A 19,324-nucleotide genomic window follows, 5' to 3' on the forward strand; every position below is an offset into this window, starting at 1 on the left:
ATGGCTGACGGCAGCAAGGAACAGGGTCCGATGGCCCATGGGCATGGCCATGCCGGTCATGAGCATGCCGATCCCGATCAGGCAGAGCATGACCATCACGGTCATGACCATGCCGGACACGATCATTCGGACCACGACCACGAAGGCCACAGCCATGCGCCGGCGGTGAGCGCCGGCAATGAACGTGTGGTGCTGATCGGCTTCCTGCTCACTGCAGGCTTCATGGTCGCCGAAGTCGTGGCGGGCCTGCTGTCGGGCTCGCTGGCGCTGATCGCCGATGCCGGGCACATGCTGACCGATGCCGTGGCTTTGCTGCTGGCCTGGGCCGCCTTCCGCTTCGGCCGGCGGGCCTCGGACGGAAAGCGCACCTTCGGCTATATGCGGCTTGAAGTGGTGGCTGGCCTCATCAATGCCGTCACCCTGTTCGCCCTCGTCGCCTGGATCGTCTACGAGGCGATCCAGCGCTTTATGCAGCCGCATGAGGTGCTGGCCGGGCCGATGCTCATGGTGGCGGTGCTCGGGCTGCTCATCAATGTCGTGGTGTTCCTGGTGCTGTCGCGCGGCGACAAGGAGCATGTCAATATTCGCGGCGCCATGGTGCATGTGCTGGGCGACCTGCTCGGCTCGGTCGCCGCCATCGTGGCCGCCATCACCATCTGGCTGACCGGCTGGATGCCGATCGACCCCATCTTGTCGGTAGTGGTCAGCCTGCTGGTGCTGCGCAGCGCCTGGAAGCTGTTCCGCAGCTCGCTGCATATCCTGATGGAAGGCACGCCGGGCAATGTGGTGATCGAGGATTTGAGCAAGGCACTGGTCGCCAAGGTGCCCGGCCTCGCTGCCGTTCGCCACGTCCATGTATGGTCGATCACCTCGGGCCGGCCAGTGGCGACGCTGGAGATCGCCCTGGCGCCCGGCGCCAATGCCGGGGCGGTAACACGAAGCGTCAAGGCGGCGCTCAGCGCCGACTATGGCATCACCCATTCCACGGTGGAAATCGTCTGGGGCGATGCAGGGCCAAGCTGTGCGCTCGCCCCCGATGGCGTGCCTTAGATTTTCAGCAACCCCAATTCGGCCTCTCTCCCCCTTGTGTGTGGGGGGCCGGTGATTGGGAGAGGCTCCTCAGCCCTTCACCGCTCCACCCGTCAGCCCCGAAATGATGTAGCGCTGCGCCAGCAGGAAAAATCCAATCGCCGGGATGATGGTCAGCGTCAGATAGGCCAGGATTTTCGGCCAGTCCGAGCCATATTGCCCCTGGAACTGCATGATGCCGAGCGGCCAGGTGTAATTGGTGTCGGTGTTGAGCACGATCAGCGGCAGCAGGAAACTGTTCCAGCTGCCGACGAAATTGAACACGCCGACCGTGGCGATGATGGGCAGGCTCAGCGGCAGGGTGATGTACCAGTAAATCCTGAGGTAGCCGCAATTGTCCATGCGCGCCGCGTCAATCAGCTCGCCCGGCAGGCGCTTGAAGAAGCTGTGAAACAGCACGATCGAAAAGGCCAGGCTGAATGCCACCTGGGCGATGATGATGCCCAGATGCTTGTCGAGCAGGCCGAGGTCGCGCAGCTTGATGAACAGCGGCAGGATGGCGGTCGAGGCCGGGAACAGCAGGCCGAGCATGAAGAAGCTCATGAGGAACTTGCTGCCGAAAAAGCGGATATGGGCCAGCGCAAAGGCCGCCATGGACGAAACCAGTACCGACAGGGCCACCGTGGAGCAGGCGATGAACAGGGAATTCCACAGCGAGCGGAACAGGGCCGTGCCGAAGATGATGCCGGTGAAATTGGCCGGGTCCCAGCTGGCCGGCAGGCCGAAGGGATTGGTGCGCAATTCGCCGATGGATTTGAAACCGCCCAATATCGTCGTGTAGAACGGCACGATGATGAAGGCGGCAACCAGCGCCAGCGTCAGCCACTGGAAGATCGAGATTTCCGGGCGCCGGCGGCGTTTGCGATCCACGCTCATCTCGGCCATCAGTCGACCTCCCTCGAAAACAGCAAGCGGCGGTAGATCACCGTGATCACCACGCAGGCGATGAACAGCATGACGCTGACGGCGCCGCCAAAGCCCAGCTTCATGCGCAGGATGCCGAACTGGTAGAGGAAGGTGACGATGGTGTGGCTCGAATTGTTGGGGCCGCCGTTGGACAACGGGATCACCAGGTCGAACAGCTGCAGCGCCCCGATGATGGAAAAGAACACCGAAATGACGATGGAGCCCCAGATCATCGGCAGCTTGATATGCCGCACGATCTGCCATTTCTTGACGCCGTCGAGCCGCGCCGCCTCTATCACCTCGGAGGGGATGGATTGCAGGCCCGCGATATAGATCATCATGTGGAAGCCGAAATATTTCCACACGATCACCAGCATGATGGCCGGCATCACCCAGAATTTGTCGCCCAGCACGAAGGGCATCTCCATGCCGATGGCGTCGCCGACAGTGGGGATGATGCCGTAGTTGCCGTCATAGACGAATTTCCAGATCAGGCCGGCGGCGATTTCGGCCAGCATGTAGGGCAGGAAGAACAGGGTGCGGATGACGTTGACGCTCCAGCGCTTTTCCACCAGCGCCAGGCTCACCCACATGGCCAGCGGCAATTGCACCAGCAGCGACACTGCAATGACGAGCAGGCTGTTGCGCACCGCGGTCCCGAAATGGCGATGGCTCAGCACGTCGTCGTAATTGTCCAAGCCGACGAAATCGGTCATCGGGCCGTAGCCGGTCCAGTCGAAAAAGGAAAAGCTGGCCGCGTCGATCATCGGCAGCACGACGAGCACGACGAACAGGATCAATGCCGGCGGAATGAACAGCAGCAGCGGCACCAGGCTCTTGCGGTCCATGTAGCGGCGGGCGCGGCGCGGCGCGGATATTGCGGCGGACGAGGCGATCGTGGTCACGGGCTATTCCTCGGACAATCCTCGGCGGGGAACCCGGCGGACACATGGGAGAGCATCCGCCGGGAGCGCAGACAAGGTCTAGCGAATGTCGGCCGCAGCCTCTTCCACCAGCTCCGCGGCCTCTTCGGCCGACAGGGCATTGCCCGCGAGTTCAGCCGAGATGTCGTTCACCACGCCACCCACCTGCGGCCCCAGTTCCTGGTCGAAGAAGATGGCGTGCCAGTGGGCATTGTTGATCGACTGGGCGATCTGCACCTTGAACGGATTGGTCATGCCGTCGGCGGCGCCGGCCGCGATCGGAATGAAGAAGCCGGCATTGCCGAAGCGGGCGCCGACCTCGGCCGAGGTGTACCATTCCATGAACTTGACGGCGGCGTCGGAGGCGTTCTTGTGGAACAGCCAGCCATTGATACCGCCCAGCGTGTCGGTGGGGTCACCGGCGCCGCCCTCGATGGTGGGGAACGGCAGGATGCCGAGCTGGTCGTCCGGAATGCCTTGCTTGTTGGCCGAGTTGTCCTTCATGGCGCCGTAGTCCCAGTCGCCCATCAGGTGCATCGCGGCCTTGCCGTCGCCGAAATAGCCCGAGGCATCGCCATAGGAGGCGGCCAGGAACCCTTCCTGGAACGGTTCGAGCGCGGCCAGTTCGAGGAACATTTCGCCGGCCTTGACGAAGGGCTCGGCGGCAAAGCCCCCGTTCTCGCCCTTGCGCGCCGCGTCGAACGCGTCCTGCCCGGCCAGCCGGACGACCAGCTTGGACCACCAGAAATGGGCCGGCCATTTGTCCTTGGCGCCGACCGCCAGAGGCGTGATGCCGGCATCCTTGAAGGTCTGGATGGCGGCCAGGAAACCTTCCCAGGTCTCAAGACTCGCCGGATCGACGCCGGCCTGCTCGAACAGGGCCTTGTTGTACCACAGCACGACTTCGCTCACCTGCTGGGGCAGGCCATAGATATGGCCGTCACGGGTAAAGGCCGACATGCCGCCCGAACCGAGCGCCTCGGCAACCGCGGGGTCGACCAGATCCTCGACCGGGCGCAGCACGCCAGCCGCGGCCTGTTCGGTCAGGACGCCACCACCCCAGGAATAGAAGATGTCCGGTGCGGCATCCGATTGCAGCAAAGTGGTCAGCTTGGCCTTGAAGGCCTCGTTTTCCAGGAACTGCATATTGATCTTCACGTCGGGATTGGCGGCCTCGTATTCCGCCACGGCGGCTTCCATGAGGGCGACTTCCTCGGGAATCGAAGCGATATGCATCCAGTCTACGACTTCTTGGGCAGCGGCCGGAAAAATGGCGGCGACGCTGAGCATTGCGGCAAGCGCAAGCTTCTTCATGGTCTTCCTCCTCCTCATGTCCTCACAACAGCCCGGTTATGCCTCTTATGGGCGCCTTCCGGCTGCGGCAGGGGGCACGTCCTCCCGTGCGATCCCCGCTTGATACTTTCTACGCATTCCGTAAAAGATAGGCAAGATGTACGTGCCTCATTGAATGGTCAGCAGCGCTGTCCAAACTCGGAATTGTCTTTTATCTATTTATATCAGTATTTTATATGGATAACGTATCATTGCTGGCCGGGCATATCCTAAATCGACCTTGCCTTTTAGTTTCGATGACTCACTAAATACCGTGCCCGAAGGCATCAGATGGCAGAGACCGCCGGTGCCACCGCGCAAGAGGAGGAGACCCACAATGGCCGAGCTGAAACTGCGGGGGATCAACAAGAGCTTCGGCGCCGTGCCGGTGCTGCACAGCATCGACCTCGATATCGAGGATGGCGCCTTCGTGGTCTTTGTCGGCCCCTCCGGTTGCGGCAAGTCCACGCTGTTGCGCACCATTTCCGGGCTCGAGGAGCCCAGCGCCGGACAGGTGCTGATCGGGGGCGAGGATGTCACCGATTTCGATCCGGCCGAGCGTGGTGTCGCCATGGTGTTCCAGAGCTACGCGCTTTACCCGCATATGACCGTCGAGCAGAATCTGGGCTTTGGCCTCCGGATGGGCGGCATGAAGCGCGACCAGGTGGCCATCCGTGTCGCCGAGGCGGCGCGTATTCTCGAACTCGACGAGCTGCTCGACCGCAAGCCGCGCCAGCTCTCCGGGGGCCAGCGCCAGCGCGTCGCCATCGGCCGCGCCATCGTGCGCCAGCCCAAGGCTTTCCTGTTCGACGAGCCGCTATCCAATCTCGACGCCGAATTGCGCGTGCAGATGCGTATCGAAATCGCCAAGCTGCACCAGGAGTTGGGCGCCACCATGGTCTATGTGACCCATGACCAGGTCGAGGCCATGACGCTGGCCGACAAGATCGTGGTTTTGCGCGCCGGCCGCATCGAGCAGCAGGGCACCCCGATCGACCTCTATGACAATCCGGACAATATTTTCGTCGCCGGCTTCATCGGCTCGCCGCGGATGAATTTTCTCGCGGCGACCGTGACCGCTGTCGATGACCTGACAGCAACATTGCAACCGGTCGACTTCGATGGCAATCCGATAGAGGTGCGTGTCCGGGGCAATAGCGCCAAGGTGGGCGATGCCGTGACACTGGGCATCCGTCCCGAGCATTTCGTCGATGCCGGCGGCACCATGCTGACGGCTACAGCCCAGGTGGTCGAGCAGCTCGGCGGTGTGTCCTACGTCTACGCCACCGGGCGCAACGGGGCCAAGATCACCATCCAGCAAAAGGGCCATTCAGCCATTCCGGCTGGCGCCGAAGTCAGCGTCGGGCTGGACCCGGCCGCGTGCCTGGCTTTCGACGCCCAGGGCTTGCGGCTGTAGCACTTCTTCCACGATGGCCAAACAACCGCCGGACCGCCCTCGGAGGCGAGTGCCAGGCTAGCCTTTGTCCAGCATCAGCTTGATGTAAATCCCGCCCACCACCGAGCGGGCCCAGAAGCCGTGGCCGCCGGGCTGCTTGCCGGTGTCGGTCTCGAACCAGTCTGATAGCGGCACGCGCTGCGGCGCGTCATCGAGCCAGGTAGCGAGGGGCGCCAGCATGGCGTCGAAATCGTCCTGCCTGCCGGTGAGGCAGGCGCTCCACACCAGCCAGTCGAGCTTGGCATAGGCCTTGCGGCTGTCGAGCGGCAGGCCATAGCGGTTGAGCTTGCTGCGATAATGCGCCAGCTCCGTCTCGGCGATCCCCGTATCAAACAGGTTCAGCCCGAGAATCCGGTCCCACACCAGATTGTACTTCTGGCTCCAGGTGCCGGGTTGGTCGAAGGCGAGGCGGTAGGACTTGCCGTCATTAGCCATCTGCTCCCAACGCTGCGCCCAGTCGCGCGCCACCGCCAGATAGCGCTCTGCTTCCGCCGTCCTGCCCAGCGTCTGGCACAACTGCCCGAAGGCGCCGATGCCCAGAATAGCCTTGATGGCGAGATTGGCGTTGTGCGGCATATGCCCGGCGAAATCGTCGGTGCAGAGCTGGTTGTCAGGGTCGAGCCCGCTCGTCACCAGATAGTCGGCCCAGCGCGTCAGTTCGGTCCAGAATTCCTCGGCCAGAGCCGTGCTGCCGGTTTTCTGTGCCAGCGCTCCGGCGAGGATCAGCATATTGCCGCTTTCCTCCACCGGCATCTGGTCATGCTCGGTGCGGTCGCCGCCGCCATAATTCTGGCCATTGGCCCAGGGGTAGTGCCCGACATCGTGCGGCGCATAGGGGAAGGGCCAGCGGCCCGATTTCGCATAGGCCAGCACCGGGCGCATCTGCGCTTCCAGCAGAGCCGGGTTGAAATGCAGGAAAAACGGCGCGCCGGGATAGGTCAGGTCCACCGTGCCCATCGAGCCGTTGGAGCTGCCCTCCTTGGAAAAATGCAGCAGGTCGCCGCCGAAATCCTCGGCCATGATATGGGCGCCAAGGCACTGCCGGAAGGCGAGGATGCCCAGTCGGGCGTAGATCTCGCCGCCCGACGCCTCGAGATCGGCAATCAGCGCGGCGTCGAAGGCCTCGACCCGCTTGAGCACCGCGTCGCGCTCGGCCCAGGCTGTCTCGATCAGGCCGATGGCCGATTGGCCGTTGCGGCTCCAATAGGGGCGCAGGCGGCGGTCGAAATAGGTCAGCGCCCAGACCTGGTCATAGGCAACCACCAGGCTCCAACTCCTCGCTGTAGCGCCGACGCGGCCAAGATCTGTGGCAAAGGCGGTGACCTTGTGCGAACTGCCCGCCGGCATGCGCAGCGGCCTGGTTTCGCGCACATCGTCACGGTCGGGAATGGCGCCGGTTCTGGCAAAGCCCTCGCGCAAAGCATGGCCATCGCCGAAAGCCCCGGTGGCCGGCAGGCCGGGCTGCGACGACACGAACAGATAGCCCCATTCGATCGCCACCTCGTCGCCCGAGCGCTTGAGCGGCCGCTGCTCGGCCGCGCCGACAAACAGCGACTCCACCGGGCCGGCACGATGGCGGCCCCAGCTCAGCTCGGTCTCGGCATCACCCACCGTCCAGTTGGCGGACCAATCATAATAGGCGGCGACCTCGTGTTCCCGGCCATCGGTCGAGCGCACCGAAATATCGACATAGCTCACCGGACGGCCCAGCAGTTCCAGATCGTCCGGCAGCATCGGGCTGGTGAATGCAAGCGTCAGCTCGATGCCCGATGCTGCGAAGCGGTAGACGGTGCGCAAAGGCGTCACCTCGCGCGAAAGCTGCTCCATTGCCGGCACCCTGTCGGCCATGCGATTGGAGCGGCCGACGAAGCGATATGGCTGACTATCGATGCGCAGCATGCCGCTCATCTGCTGGTGCTTGCCGGTCCAGTGTGCCGGCCAGGTGTCGGTTAGCGTATCGGACCACGACCACACGCTCATGAACGGGTCATGCAGGATCAGCGGCGTCACCGGGGCGCGCGCGGTAGTGGCTTTGCTCATCGATATCTCCTCGGCGGTCGCGACTCAGGGGCCATGCTAGCGATGGATCGGCTCCTTGCGATGCCAATTGTCGAGTTTGCGCGCACCAGAATGGGGCCGCACGGCCCATTCAATGCCGTTGCCGATGACGTGCTGTACCATGGGATGGTGATAGATCGGGAAGGTCTCGTGGCCGGGCGAGAAATAGAAGATGCGCCCCAGGCCGCGATAGAAGGTCAACCCCGAGCGGAACACCTCGCCGCCCTTGTACCAGCTCATGAAGACGATCTCGTCGGCAGCCGGAATATCGAAGGGCTCGCCATACATTTCCGACTGCGGAATTTCGAAGAAGGGCGGCACGCCCTCGGCAATGGGGTGGTTCGGATTGGTCACCCAGACCCGTTCGAGGTCACCCTCGGGCAGCTCGCGCCAGGCCAGGTTGCAATTGGTGCCCATCATGCGGCGGAACATCTTGGAGTGATGCCCGGAATGGAGCACCACCAGCCCCATGCCGGCGAGCACACGCTGCTGCACCCGATCGATGACCTCGTCCTTGACCTCATCATGGGCCACATGGCCCCACCAGGTCAGCACGTCGGTCCGGTCCAGCAGCTCCTGGGTCAGGCCCTGCTCGGGATCGTCGATAGAGCGGCGCTCGATGGCGAAGTCGCGGTCCTCGAGACCCGCGGCAATCGCGCCATCCATGCCATCGGGATAGATCTTCGCCACGGGCGCATCGCGCTTTTCGTGGCGGCCTTCGTTCCAGATGGTCACGCGGATGGTCACGTCTCTCTCCCTCTGTTTGGCGCCATTCGGCGGCCTTGACGCGCGATAATGTACACGTCTACATTTTGCAGGCAAGAGGCTGTCGATGTGCTTTATGATTCAACGTGAAGCGGTGCGGCAGCGTGTGCATTGGAGGAAATCATGGTGTTGCGCCTGGGTGTGATCGGGGCGGGCCTCAAGGCCGCCGACTATGCGCGCGGCTGGGCGGCGATGGACGATGTCGATATCGTCGCCACCGCCGAAGTCAGCGAAATCTCGCGCAAGCGCTTTGCCGATACCTGCCAGGCCGCCGGCGCCCCCCGCCCCGCGGAATATGACGATGCCGATGCCATGCTGGCCGCCATGCAGGGCCAGATGGACGCGGTCTATGTCTCGACACCGCATGTGTTCCACGGCGCCAACGCTCTGGCGGTGATCGAAGCCGGTTACGACCTGCTGCTGGAAAAGCCGATGGTCACCACGGTCGAGGAAGCCCTCGCTTTGGTGGAGGCGGAAAAGCGCACCGGCCGCACCGTGGTCATCGCCTTCCAGGGCGGGCTGTCTCCCCTCGTCCACGATACGCGCGACAGGGCGCGGCGGGGCGAGTTCGGCGAGCTGGTGAGCGTCAATGCGGCGATATGGGAAGGCTGGAAGAACAACTATGCCGGCCAGTGGAAGCAGAATCCGGCGATATCAGGCGGCGGTTTCATGTTCGATACCGGCGCCCACATGATGAATACCGTCTGCGTACTGGCCGACGCGGAGTTCGCCCGGCTCTCCGCTTATGCCAACAATCGCGGCATTGCCGTGGATCTGGCGACCGCCGTGGCGGCGCGGCTCACCAATAGTGCGCTGGTCACCTTCAATGCCGCCGGCGAAGGCCCGCCGGGCTGCGCCTCGGCCATCACCTTCTTCTACAGCAAGGCCATCGTGCGCATCGATGCCTGGGGCAAATGGCGCGAGGTGACCATCGATGGCGTGGCCGAGCCGCGCGAGGAAGGCGAAACCCGCGACACGCCGATGCACACGTTCCAGGCGGTGCGCGACGGGCGGCTGGCCAATCCATCCACCGTCGCCAATGGCTTGCGCTTTGCGCGGCTGTGGGACGCCATCAAGCTCTCGGCCTCTCGCGATGGCGATGCGGTTACGCTAGAGGTGGCTGAGCCCTGAAGGCAGGGCGACAGCGAGGCGGAATGCGGCGCAAGGGCATAACATCGGTCGAACTGGCAAAGCTCGCCGGTGTTTCCTCGGCCACGATCTCGCGCGCCTTTGCCGCCAGTTCCAGCATGAAGCCCGCGACCCGCGCCCGCATCCTGGCGCTGGCCGACGAGTATGGCTTTCGCCCCAATGCCATGGCGCGGGTGCTGAACAACAGCCAGTCGCGGCTGGTGGCGCTGGTGGTCAATACGGTCGCCAACCCGGCCGAGGCCGAGGGGCTGGACCAGTTGATCCAGCGCCTGCAGCAGCAGGAACGGCTACCGCTGGTGCTGCGCTGCGCCGACCATGAGGATCGCAACCAGCTGATGCGCATCGCCTCGACCTATCAGGTCGATCATGTGGTGCTCTATTCCGACGCCGTCTCCATCGATGACGCGACCCGCATCTTCCATTCGGCTATTCCTGTTATCGCCTCGTCCGAACCGCTTGACGGTCGCGACATTGCCGATGTGCGGCTCGACGCCGGCGCGGCCACGGAAGAGATTGTCGAGCATCTGGTGGCGCAGGGGCGGCGGCATTTCGTCTATCTCTCCGGCCGCGCCTCCAGTCATGTCGACAAGCAGCGCATGGGCTGGTTCGCCACGGCCCTGGCCCGGCATGGCCTGGTCTTCGACCTGGTCGAGCATGGCGACTACACCTACGAGTCCGGCTATAAGGAAGCCGCCCTGCTGCTGCGCCGGATGCGACCTGACGTCATCGTCTGCGCCAATGACCTGATGGCCATCGGCGTCAAGGATGCGGCCGCGGTGCTGGGCCTTGTCGTTTCGGACGATCTCGCCATTGTCGGCCACGATGGCGTGGCGCTGGCGGGTTGGGACAGCCATTCGATCACCACCATCGCCCCGCCGCCCGGTGCGGTGAGCGCGGCCCTGGCCGAGTTCATCGAACAGCCCGCCGATGTCGCGCCGGAGCAGCGCGTCATCGAGTGCATGGTGCGCTGGGGCCGCAGTACCGGCGATCTGCCGCGGCGTTAGGCGAGGGCGAGGCCGGGCGCCGCCTTGGCGCCGGTCATGAAGGCCACCGCGTCGGACATGGTATAATCCTTGGGGTCGATAACGCAGAGCCGCTTGCCCAGCCGGTGCACATGGATGCGGTCGGCCACTTCGAAGACATGCGGCATGTTGTGGCTGATGAGGATGATCGGAATGCCCCGCGCCCGCACGTCCTGGATCAGTTCGAGCACCCGCCGTGATTCCTTGACGCCCAAGGCCGCGGTCGGCTCGTCCAGGATGATGACCTTGCTGCCAAAAGCCGCCGCCCGCGCCACCGCAACGCCCTGGCGCTGCCCGCCGGACAGGGTCTCCACCGCCTGGTTGATATTCTGGATGGTCATCAGGCCAAGATCGCTGAGCTTCTGGCGGGCGATGCGTTCCATTGCCGGCCGGTCGAGCTGGCGCAGCACGCTGCCCATGAAGCCGGGTTTGCGCAATTCGCGCCCCATGAACATGTTATCGGCAATCGAGAGGGCCGGCGACATGGCGAGCGTCTGGTAGACCGTCTCCACCCCCGCGTTGCGGGCCGCGATGGGCGAGGGAAAGCTCACCGGCTGGCCTTCGAGAAAAATCTCGCCGCTATCGGGCGTGATGGCGCCCGATAGGGCCTTGATCAGCGACGACTTGCCGGCGCCATTGTCGCCGATAACTGCCAGGATTTCCCCCGGCATCAGGTCGAAGTCGCAATTGTCCAGCGCCGTTACCCGGCCATAGCGCTTGTTGAGGCCGCGCGCCTTGAGAATGGCTTCCATCAGACCGATACCTTTCTGATCCATTGGTCCACCGCCACGGCGGCGATGATGAGCGCGCCGATCAGCAGGTACGTCCATTGCGCGTCGGCGCCAAGCAGGCGCAGCCCGAGCGAGAAGACTCCCACGATCAGCGCCCCGAACAGCATGCCCAGGATGGAGCCGCGGCCGCCAAACAGGGAAATGCCGCCGATCACCACGGCGGTAATGCTCTCGATATTGGCCGTTTGGCCCGAGGTCGGCGATACCGAGCCGATGCGGCCGATCAGGGCCCAGCCGGCAAAGGCGCAGATGAGGCCCGACAGCATGTAGACCGAGATGAGGATGCGCTTGGTATCGACGCCCGACAGCTCGGCCGCCTCGGGATCGTCGCCCACCGCATAGACATGGCGGCCCCAGGCGGTGTGGCGCAGGACATAGGCCAGCAGCAGCACCAGCAGCACGAAGAAGAACACGCCATAGGTGAACACCGCCCCGCCGAAGCTCACGGTCTGCCCGAAGAACTGCAGCAAGGGCGCCTGGGTTTCGATCTCCTGGGCGCGAATGGTCTCGTTGCCCGAATAGAGGAAATTGGAGGCCAGCGCGATCTGCCACACGCCCAGGGTCACGATGAAGGGCGGCAGCTTGATGCGGGCGATCAGCCAGCCGTTGATAAAGCCGACAAACGTGCCCCCCGCCAGTCCCACGGCGATGGCCAAGGCAGGCGGCAGGCCGTAGCGGAAGGTGAATTGCCCCATGATGACCGAGCTCAGCACCATGATGGCGCCCACCGACAGGTCGATGCCGGCGGTCAGGATCACCAGCGACTGCGCGGCGCCAACAATGCCGACGATGGCCACCTGCTGCAGGATCAGCGTCAGCGCGAAGGACGAGAAGAACTTTGCCCCCAGCAGCGCGCCGAAAATGATGATCGACAGCACCAGCACGATCAGCGGCACCAGCGATGGCGAGCTGTGCAATGCGTGCTGCAGCCGCGACAGCAGCCCGACCGGCTGGTGATCGAAGGTGGCGACGGCCTCGGAACGCGCGACATTGGCCGCGTCCAGATCGGATTCGCTCGACATGGGTTCTCCTCCCCGTGCGGATAGGCAAGGGGCGAACACCTGGTCCGCCCCTCAAGTTCATTGGCAGGCTAGACTAGCCCCAGCAGAGCTCCGCGCCCTTGGCGCTGTCAATGGAGTCGACGCCATCGACGGCCGTATCGGTCACCAGCTTGACGCCGGTATCGAAGAAATCCTTGCCCTCGGTCGGCGCCGGCTTGCTGCCGGTATCGGACCAGGTCTTGATCGCCTCGACGCCGAGTGCCGCCATGTCCAGCGGATACTGCTGGGAGGTCGCCCCGATGACGCCGTCCTTGACGTTGGCAACGCCCGGGCAGCCACCGTCGACCGATACGATCAGCACGTCATTCTCGCGCCCGAAGGATTTGAGCGCTTCATAGGCGCCCGCCGCCGAAGGCTCGTTGATGGTATAGACCACGTTAATCATGGGATCCTTGGCGAGCAGGTTTTCCATGGCCTTGCGGCCGCCTTCCTCGTTGCCGGCGGTCACGTCATGGCCGACGATGCGCGGATCGGTTTCGTCGCCCCATTTATTGGGATCGCCCAGCTCGATGCCGAAGCCCGAGAGGAATCCCTGGTCGCGCAGAACGTCGACCGTGGGCTGGCTGACGGCGAGGTCGAGCATGGCGATCTTGGCATTGGCGGCCTCGGCGCCCAGCTTGCCGGCGGCCCATTTGCCGATCAGTTCACCGGCGAGGAAATTGTCGGTGGCAAAGGTGGCGTCGGCCGCATCGGCCGGGGTGAGCGGGGTATCGAGCGCGATCACCAGCAGACCGGCATCGCGGGCCTTCTGCACCGATTGGGCAATGGCCGAAGTATCCGAGGCGGTGAGCAGGATGCCCTTGGCACCATCGGCGATGCAGGTCTCGATAGCGGCGACCTGGGTTTCGTGATCGCCATCGACCTTGCCGGCAAACGACTTGAGCGTCACGCCCAGTTCGGCAGCCTTGGCTTCAGCGCCTTCGCGCATCTTGACGAAGAATGGATTGGTGTCGGTCTTGGTGATGAGGCAGGCCGAAACCTCCTGCGCCATCGCGGGCACCGACAGGACGGCAAAGCACAATGCAGTGCTCAAAAGCAGCTTGTTCATTTTCTCTCCCTGGCCGACGCCGGACCGGGCTCCTCCCCGGTCCTGGCTGGCCTATCGCTGATTGGACGCCCCTATCGTGGCCAGTTCAAAACCGCCCGTCAATATATAAATCTAATTTATTTATTTATTCGTCTCCGGACGGCTTCCGCCCCGGCAAAGCTCCAACTATGGTGCCGGGTCATGGGCCCCACAATCATTCGATCCCTCAGCAGCGGCGTAAACCAGAGCGGCGTACGCGACTATAACGAGCGCCTGCTGCTGACGCTGCTGCAGCGCAATGGCCCCACCGCCGGGAGCGATCTGGCGCGCATGGCGAACCTGTCGCCGCAGACCGTTTCCATCATCCTGCGCGAGATGGAAGCCGAGGGCCTGCTGTCGCGCGGCACGCCGATCAAGGGCAAGGTGGGCAAGCCTTCGGTGCCGATGAGCCTGGCCGAAGGCGGCGTGCTCTCCTTCGGCTACAAGATCGGCCGGCGCAGCGCCGTTTTGCTGCTCAGCGACTTCCGCGGCACGGTGCGCCACCAGCTGCAGCTGACCTACAAATACCCCATGCCGGCGCCGATCTTCCGCTTCCTGCAGGACGGGATGGAATCGATCCTGGCCCGCTGCACACCGGCCGAGCGGGACCGCATCTGCGGCATCGGCATCGCCACCCCGTTCGAATTGTGGAAATGGAACGAGCTGGTCGGCGCCCCCGCCGATGAATTCTCGTCCTGGAAAGATATCGATTTCCGCGCCGAACTGGCCGGTTTCACCGACCTGCCCGTGAGCGTGGTCAACGATGCCACGGCCGGCTGCCAGGCCGAACATATCTATGGACGCGGCAAGGAATTCCGCGACTACGCCTATTTCTTCATCGGCGCCTTTATCGGCGGCGGCGTAGTGCTCAACCACTCGGTCTATCAGGGCCACCAGGGCAATGCCGGGGCGCTGGGCTCGCTGCGCAGCTTCGGCCCGCATGGCGAAAGCCAGCAGCTCATCGATACCGCCTCGATCCACCTGCTCGAAGCGCGGCTCAGCGAATTCGGCATCGACCCCAACGAGCTCTGGGCGCAGCCGCAGGACTGGAGCCGCCTCACCCGCTTCGTCGAGCCCTGGCTGGGCCAGACGGCGCAGGAACTGGCCAAGGCGAGCCTGTCGGTCTGCGCCGTCATCGACTTCGAAGCCATCGTCATCGACGGCGCCTTCCCCGAACCGGTCAAGCAGGCCCTGGTCGAGCGCACGCGGCGCTATTTGGTCAATCAGGATATGCGCGGTCTCGTCACCCCGCAGATCGAGGCCGGCGTGGTCGGCGGCAATGCCCGCGCTATCGGCGCCGCCACCAGCCCTCTGTTCGAGCGCTATTTCATGAATGGCAGCCAGGCCCTGTCGGCAGCTCGCAATGCCGGGCGGTAGCTAGTCGAAGCGCGCCATCGGGCCGCCAGCCGAATAGGGCTGCCAGCCGCAGTCGCCGCTCCGCGCATAGGCGAACAGCGCTCCGGACATCCTGGCCGCCAGCGCTTCGGCTGTCTCGTCGCCCCTGGCCAGCGGCACGCGGCTCAGGTCGCCGAAGACGAAGGGTTCGTCGGAGCCATGCGCCGCGCCCAGCCGCCCGCCTTCGAAAGCCGGGACCCAGGCAAATTCATAGGCAAAGCCGGTGCCACCAGCCGCCGCATGGCTGGCCAGTGTCCGCAGCGCCGGCTCGCGATAAATGGCGCGGGAAAGGAAGATTTCCTCATATTGCGTGAAGCTCAGCCCCGGTCTCTCCGCCTCCAATGCAGCAAGACTGGCCCCCGCACCGGCACCGTCGAAGCGGGCAATGGAGGCCAGCAAGGCCGCGCGGCTCGTGACCTCGGGCATCATGCCGAAGGCGTACCACATGCGCGCCTCGTCACGCGCCCAGCCGGCCACAATCCGATGATCGCGGAAGCGACCCGAAGCCAACCCGTCGAGCGGATGACGCTGCAGGCTCGCGCCATCGAGCACGATGCCGAAGGTCCGCCCGCCCGGCGCGTTGCGCTCGCCCAGATGGGTCGCCAGCACCTGTTCCTGCACTGCCAGGATCGTGTCGATGGGCAGCGCGCGCAAAGCCGCCTCGTCGCCCGGCGGCACGCCCGCCCGTTCCAGGAAATCGGCAGTCAGCGCCGTCGCAGTCTCCGGCGCGATGATGCGGCTGGCCGGCCCGCTCATCAGCCAGACCCGGCGATAGAGGTCGGCCAGGCCATCGACGCCAAACAGGGCAGCGATGGTGAAAGACCCCGAGGACATGCCGGCCAGGGTGACATTGTCGGGGTCGCCGCCAAAGGCCGCGATATTGTCATGGACCCAGCGCAAGGCGGCGATGAAGTCGAGCATGCCGCGATTGGCGGACGCATAATCCGGCCCGAACGCCTCACCCAGATGGAGGAAACCCAGCGCGCCGACGCGCATATTGGGGCGCACCAGCACCACATTGCCATTGCGGGTGAAGGCCGCCTCGTTGTGGAACGAGCCATGCGCCGCGCCGCCCTGGAAGCCGCCGCCAAAGGCGTGGACGATCACCGGCCGCCTTGCATTATCGGCGGCGGGCGTGTGGACGTTGAGATTGAGGCAGTCTTCACCGGTCTCGAAGCCATCGCCCTGTGGCGCCCAGGCCGGCGCGGAGCGAACGGCCTGCGGCGGCGCGAAGCGGTGGCGCGTCGCATCGACCAGTCCACGATTTTCGAAGCGGAGCGGCGCCTTGAAGCGCAGCGCACCCACAGGCGGCGCGGCATAGCGGATGCCGAGGAACCGATCCCCGCTCTGGTCGCGAAAGCCACGATAGACGGCCTCGCGGCTGGCAATATCGACCACGCTTGCGCCGCTCATGCCGCAACTGCCCCATCGAGCAGATGGCAGGCGGCCTTCTGGCCGCCACCAAGATCGCGCATTACCGGTTTTTCCACGGTGCAGCGCTCGAAAGCCTGCGGACAGCGCGTACGGAAGGCGCAGCCTGACGGCACGGCATGGGCGCTGGGAATCTCGCCCTTGAGCCGTGCCCTTTGGCCACCCGCCTTGCCCGGAGCCGAGACGAGGAGGGCTTGGGTATAGGGGTGGGCCGGCGCGCCATAGATGCGGTCGCGCGGCCCCTGCTCGACGATTTCGCCGAGATACATGACGCCGATCTCGTCGCACATGAACTGCACCACCCGCAGGTCATGCGAGATGAACAGCATGGTGGTGCCGTGGCGGTCCTGCAGGTCGCGCATCAGGTTGAGCACCTGCGCCTGCACCGAGACGTCGAGCGCGCTGACCGGCTCGTCGGCGACGATCATTTCGGGATTGGTCGCCAGCGCCCGAGCAATGGCGATGCGCTGGCGCTGCCCGCCGGAAAATTCATGTGGATAGCGGTCGAGCGCCGCGCGGGGCATGCTGACTTCCGCCAGCAGCCGCTCGGCGGTCTTCAACTGCTCGGCAGGCGTGCCGATGCCATGCACCAGTTGCGGCTCGACCAGCGTATCGCGCACGCTCATGCGCGGATTGAGCGAGCCGAACGGGTCCTGGAAGATCATCTGCATATGGCGCCGCTCGGCGCGCAGGTCGCCGCTCGAAAGCCCAGCAAGATCCATGCCCCGAAAGCTGATCGAGCCGGCACTCGGCTCCACCAGCCGCAGCACCAGGCGGGCCGTGGTCGACTTGCCCGATCCCGACTCGCCCACCAATCCGAACGTCTTGCCGCGCGGGATGGAAAAACTCACATCGCGCACCGCCTTGACGGCCCGGAACGATTTGGAGAGGCCAGCGACGGAGAGGACGGTTTCGGTGCTCATGGCATGGTCTCCAGCGGGTGCCAGCAGCGGGCGTCGGTCGGGCCATGTCGTTCGAGCGACGGGCGGGTGCCGCATTGGCCATCGGCGCGGCTGCAGCGCGGCGCGAAGCGGCAGCCTTCCGGCCACTGCCCCACCGGCGGCACCGTGCCCAGGATCGGGGTCAGGCGGGTGCGGCCATCGTCATGGGCCGGCACCGCATCGATCAGACCTCGCGCATAGGGATGGGCCGGGGCGCGCACCACATCGGCGCTCAAGCCGCGCTCGACCACGTCGCCGGCATACATCACCACCGCCTTCTCACAGAAATCGCCCACCACTTCGAGATCGTGGGTGATGAACAGCATGGCCAGGTTCAACTCGCGGCGCATGTCGTCGAGCAGGTCGAGCACCTGCGCCTGGATGGTCACATCGAGCGCCGTGGTCGGTTCGTCGGCAATGATCAGTGACGGTCCGCAGGAAATGGCCAGCGCGATCATCACCCGCTGGCGCATGCCGCCGGACAGTTCATGCACATAGCCCTTGAGGATGTCGCGGGCCCGCGGAATCCCCACCCGGCCGAGCAGTTCGGCGGCCCGGTCGGTCGCCGCGCCGTGGCTCAGCCCCAGATTGTGCCGGAGCGTATCGGTCATCTGCCGGCCGATGCTGAGCGTGGGATGCAGAGCCGTCATCGGCTCCTGAAAGATGAAGCCCATATGCCGGCCGCACAGCCGGCGACGGTCGCGGGGCGACAGACCCGAGATCACCTTGCCATTGAGGGTGATGGTGCCGGTGATAACAGCATTGTCAGGGGCGATGCCCATGATGGCCGAGGCGGTGATCGACTTGCCGCAGCCGCTTTCACCCACCAGAGCCACCGCCTCGCCTTCGCGGATGGAGAAGGACACGTCGGTGACGATGGGCAGTAGCCCATCGGCGTTGCGCAGGGACAGGCCGAGGTCCTCGACGGCCAGCACGGTGGGTCGTTCGGTTTGCGGCGACACAAGATCGGCCGGCAATGGGGCGATGTGCGCGGTCATTGGTAGCGGATCCGGGGGTCAAGAATGGCATAGATGAGGTCGATGGCGAGGTTGAGCACCGCCAGCACCAGCGAAATGGTGAGCACGCCGCCCTCGACCAGCGGATAGTCGCGCCGCCCCACCGCCTCGACCAGCATGCGGCCAAGGCCCGGCAAAGCGAAGATGATCTCGATGGTCACGGCGCCACCCAGCATATAGCCGGCCGACAGCCCCGCCACTGTGATCACCGGCATGGCGGCGGTCCGCATGGCGTAGCGGCCGATAACCGTGCTTTCCGGCAGTCCCTGGGCGCGGGCCGTGGTGATATAGGGCTCGTTGAGCACATCGAGCATCGAGGAGCGCATCATGCGCGTCATCAGGGCCGACTGCCGCACGCCGAGCGCCATCGCCGGCATGAAGATGGTCGCGGCGAAGGCGACGATGCCGGCCGAGGGCGGGTTGTAGCCGGCCACCGGAAACCAGCGCAGGGTCACCGCGAAGAGGAAGATCAGCAGCAGCGCGAACCAGAATTCGGGCAGCGATATGCCCAGAACGGCGGTCGTCACCACGCCGCGGTCGATCGGCTTGTTTCGGTTCATGGCCGAGATCAGGCCCATGCTGACGCCGATCAGCACGGCCAGCGTCAGCGCCACCAGCGTCAGCAGGATTGTCACGCCGGCATAGCGCGGAATGATCTGCATGACCGGCTCGCGGAAGAAGATCGAATTGCCCAGGTCGAGCGTGACGATGCCTTTGAGCCAGAGCAGGAACTGCACAAAGATGGGCTGGTCGAGCCCGAGCTGGGTCCGCAAGGCGGCGATCTGTTCGGCCGTAGCCTGATCGCCAAGCATCATGCCGGCGGGGTCGCCGGGCGACAGGCGCAGCAGCAGGAAGACCAGGATCAGCGGCACGAAGATCGTGGGCAGGATCAGCAGGAAGCGTTTTCCAAGATAGCGCAGCAT

General features: G+C 64.7%; 17 protein-coding genes. 5 read left to right on the forward strand and 12 right to left on the reverse strand.

Going from position 1 to position 19,324, the window contains the following annotated elements:
* Positions 1-1,050: a cation diffusion facilitator family transporter gene (locus ASD04_RS11650; RefSeq protein WP_244488307.1), complete on the forward strand. Its 1,050-nt coding sequence runs from the start codon at positions 1-3 to the stop codon at positions 1,048-1,050.
* 69 nt (positions 1,051-1,119) lie between these two features.
* Here ASD04_RS11650 and ASD04_RS11655 read toward each other — a convergent pair whose 3' ends face one another.
* From ASD04_RS11655 to ASD04_RS11665, 3 genes are all read right to left on the reverse strand, one after another.
* Positions 1,120-1,965, reverse strand: a complete 846-nt coding sequence (locus tag ASD04_RS11655; protein WP_156461241.1) for a carbohydrate ABC transporter permease — start codon at positions 1,963-1,965, stop codon at positions 1,120-1,122.
* 8 nt (positions 1,966-1,973) lie between these two features.
* Complete coding sequence (locus tag ASD04_RS11660) at positions 1,974-2,900, reverse strand: sugar ABC transporter permease (RefSeq protein ID WP_056256894.1); 927 nt, start codon at positions 2,898-2,900, stop codon at positions 1,974-1,976.
* Positions 2,901-2,978: 78 nt separating this feature from the next.
* Positions 2,979-4,232: an extracellular solute-binding protein gene (locus tag ASD04_RS11665; RefSeq protein WP_056256896.1), complete on the reverse strand. Its 1,254-nt coding sequence runs from the start codon at positions 4,230-4,232 to the stop codon at positions 2,979-2,981.
* 355 nt (positions 4,233-4,587) lie between these two features.
* On the opposite strand from ASD04_RS11665, the gene ugpC reads away from it, so the two are divergent.
* Positions 4,588-5,667 (forward strand): sn-glycerol-3-phosphate ABC transporter ATP-binding protein UgpC, encoded by a 1,080-nt coding sequence (ugpC, locus tag ASD04_RS11670; protein ID WP_056256899.1) that lies wholly within the window; start codon positions 4,588-4,590, stop codon positions 5,665-5,667.
* Positions 5,668-5,724: 57 nt separating this feature from the next.
* Here the strand turns inward: ugpC and ASD04_RS11675 are convergent, their stop codons facing one another.
* Both ASD04_RS11675 and ASD04_RS11680 read right to left on the reverse strand, forming a co-directional pair.
* Positions 5,725-7,746, reverse strand: a complete 2,022-nt coding sequence (locus tag ASD04_RS11675) for a glutaminase family protein (protein WP_056256902.1) — start codon at positions 7,744-7,746, stop codon at positions 5,725-5,727.
* Between the two features lie 36 nt (positions 7,747-7,782).
* Positions 7,783-8,511, reverse strand: a complete 729-nt coding sequence (locus ASD04_RS11680; protein ID WP_056256905.1) for a ThuA domain-containing protein — start codon at positions 8,509-8,511, stop codon at positions 7,783-7,785.
* Between the two features lie 141 nt (positions 8,512-8,652).
* Between ASD04_RS11680 and ASD04_RS11685 the strand changes: the two genes are divergently transcribed.
* Positions 8,653-9,660, forward strand: coding sequence for a Gfo/Idh/MocA family oxidoreductase (locus ASD04_RS11685; protein ID WP_056256908.1), 1,008 nt, complete (start codon positions 8,653-8,655; stop codon positions 9,658-9,660).
* A 23-nt stretch (positions 9,661-9,683) separates the two neighbouring features.
* Positions 9,684-10,682 carry a LacI family DNA-binding transcriptional regulator gene (locus tag ASD04_RS11690; RefSeq protein ID WP_056256909.1) on the forward strand — a complete coding sequence of 333 codons (999 nt, stop codon included), beginning with the start codon at positions 9,684-9,686 and terminating at the stop codon, positions 10,680-10,682.
* Here ASD04_RS11690 and ASD04_RS11695 read toward each other — a convergent pair.
* The 3 genes from ASD04_RS11695 to ASD04_RS11705 all read right to left on the reverse strand — a co-directional run bounded on the left by ASD04_RS11695 (position 10,679) and on the right by ASD04_RS11705 (position 13,600).
* Positions 10,679-11,476, reverse strand: a complete 798-nt coding sequence (locus ASD04_RS11695) for an ATP-binding cassette domain-containing protein (RefSeq protein ID WP_200940257.1) — start codon at positions 11,474-11,476, stop codon at positions 10,679-10,681. The genes ASD04_RS11690 and ASD04_RS11695 overlap by 4 nt on opposite strands.
* Positions 11,452-12,513 (reverse strand): ABC transporter permease, encoded by a 1,062-nt coding sequence (locus ASD04_RS11700; RefSeq protein WP_056256916.1) that lies wholly within the window; start codon positions 12,511-12,513, stop codon positions 11,452-11,454. Before ASD04_RS11700 ends, ASD04_RS11695 begins: the two co-directional genes overlap by 25 nt.
* A gap of 73 nt (positions 12,514-12,586) precedes the next feature.
* A complete protein-coding gene (locus tag ASD04_RS11705) occupies positions 12,587-13,600 on the reverse strand; it encodes a sugar ABC transporter substrate-binding protein (RefSeq protein WP_056256919.1) in 1,014 nt (337 codons plus the stop codon).
* Positions 13,601-13,780: 180 nt separating this feature from the next.
* Between ASD04_RS11705 and ASD04_RS11710 the strand changes: the two genes are divergently transcribed.
* Positions 13,781-14,995 carry an ROK family transcriptional regulator gene (locus ASD04_RS11710; protein WP_056256921.1) on the forward strand — a complete coding sequence of 405 codons (1,215 nt, stop codon included), beginning with the start codon at positions 13,781-13,783 and terminating at the stop codon, positions 14,993-14,995.
* On the opposite strand, the gene ASD04_RS11715 is transcribed toward ASD04_RS11710, so the two are convergent.
* The 4 genes from ASD04_RS11715 to ASD04_RS11730 are packed head-to-tail and all read right to left on the reverse strand — an operon-like array spanning position 14,996 to position 19,324.
* On the reverse strand, positions 14,996-16,426 hold the full coding sequence (locus tag ASD04_RS11715; RefSeq protein ID WP_056256923.1) for a carboxylesterase family protein: 1,431 nt from the start codon (positions 16,424-16,426) through the stop codon (positions 14,996-14,998).
* A complete protein-coding gene (locus ASD04_RS11720) occupies positions 16,423-17,367 on the reverse strand; it encodes an ABC transporter ATP-binding protein (protein WP_056256926.1) in 945 nt (314 codons plus the stop codon). The genes ASD04_RS11715 and ASD04_RS11720 overlap by 4 nt, the downstream gene beginning before the upstream one ends.
* Positions 17,364-18,383: an ABC transporter ATP-binding protein gene (locus ASD04_RS11725; RefSeq protein ID WP_056256927.1), complete on the reverse strand. Its 1,020-nt coding sequence runs from the start codon at positions 18,381-18,383 to the stop codon at positions 17,364-17,366. Before ASD04_RS11725 ends, ASD04_RS11720 begins: the two co-directional genes overlap by 4 nt.
* A complete protein-coding gene (locus ASD04_RS11730) occupies positions 18,380-19,324 on the reverse strand; it encodes an ABC transporter permease (protein ID WP_056256930.1) in 945 nt (314 codons plus the stop codon). Before ASD04_RS11730 ends, ASD04_RS11725 begins: the two co-directional genes overlap by 4 nt.

The organism is Devosia sp. Root436 (genome assembly GCF_001426345.1).
Taxonomy (GTDB): Bacteria; Pseudomonadota; Alphaproteobacteria; order Rhizobiales; family Devosiaceae; genus Devosia.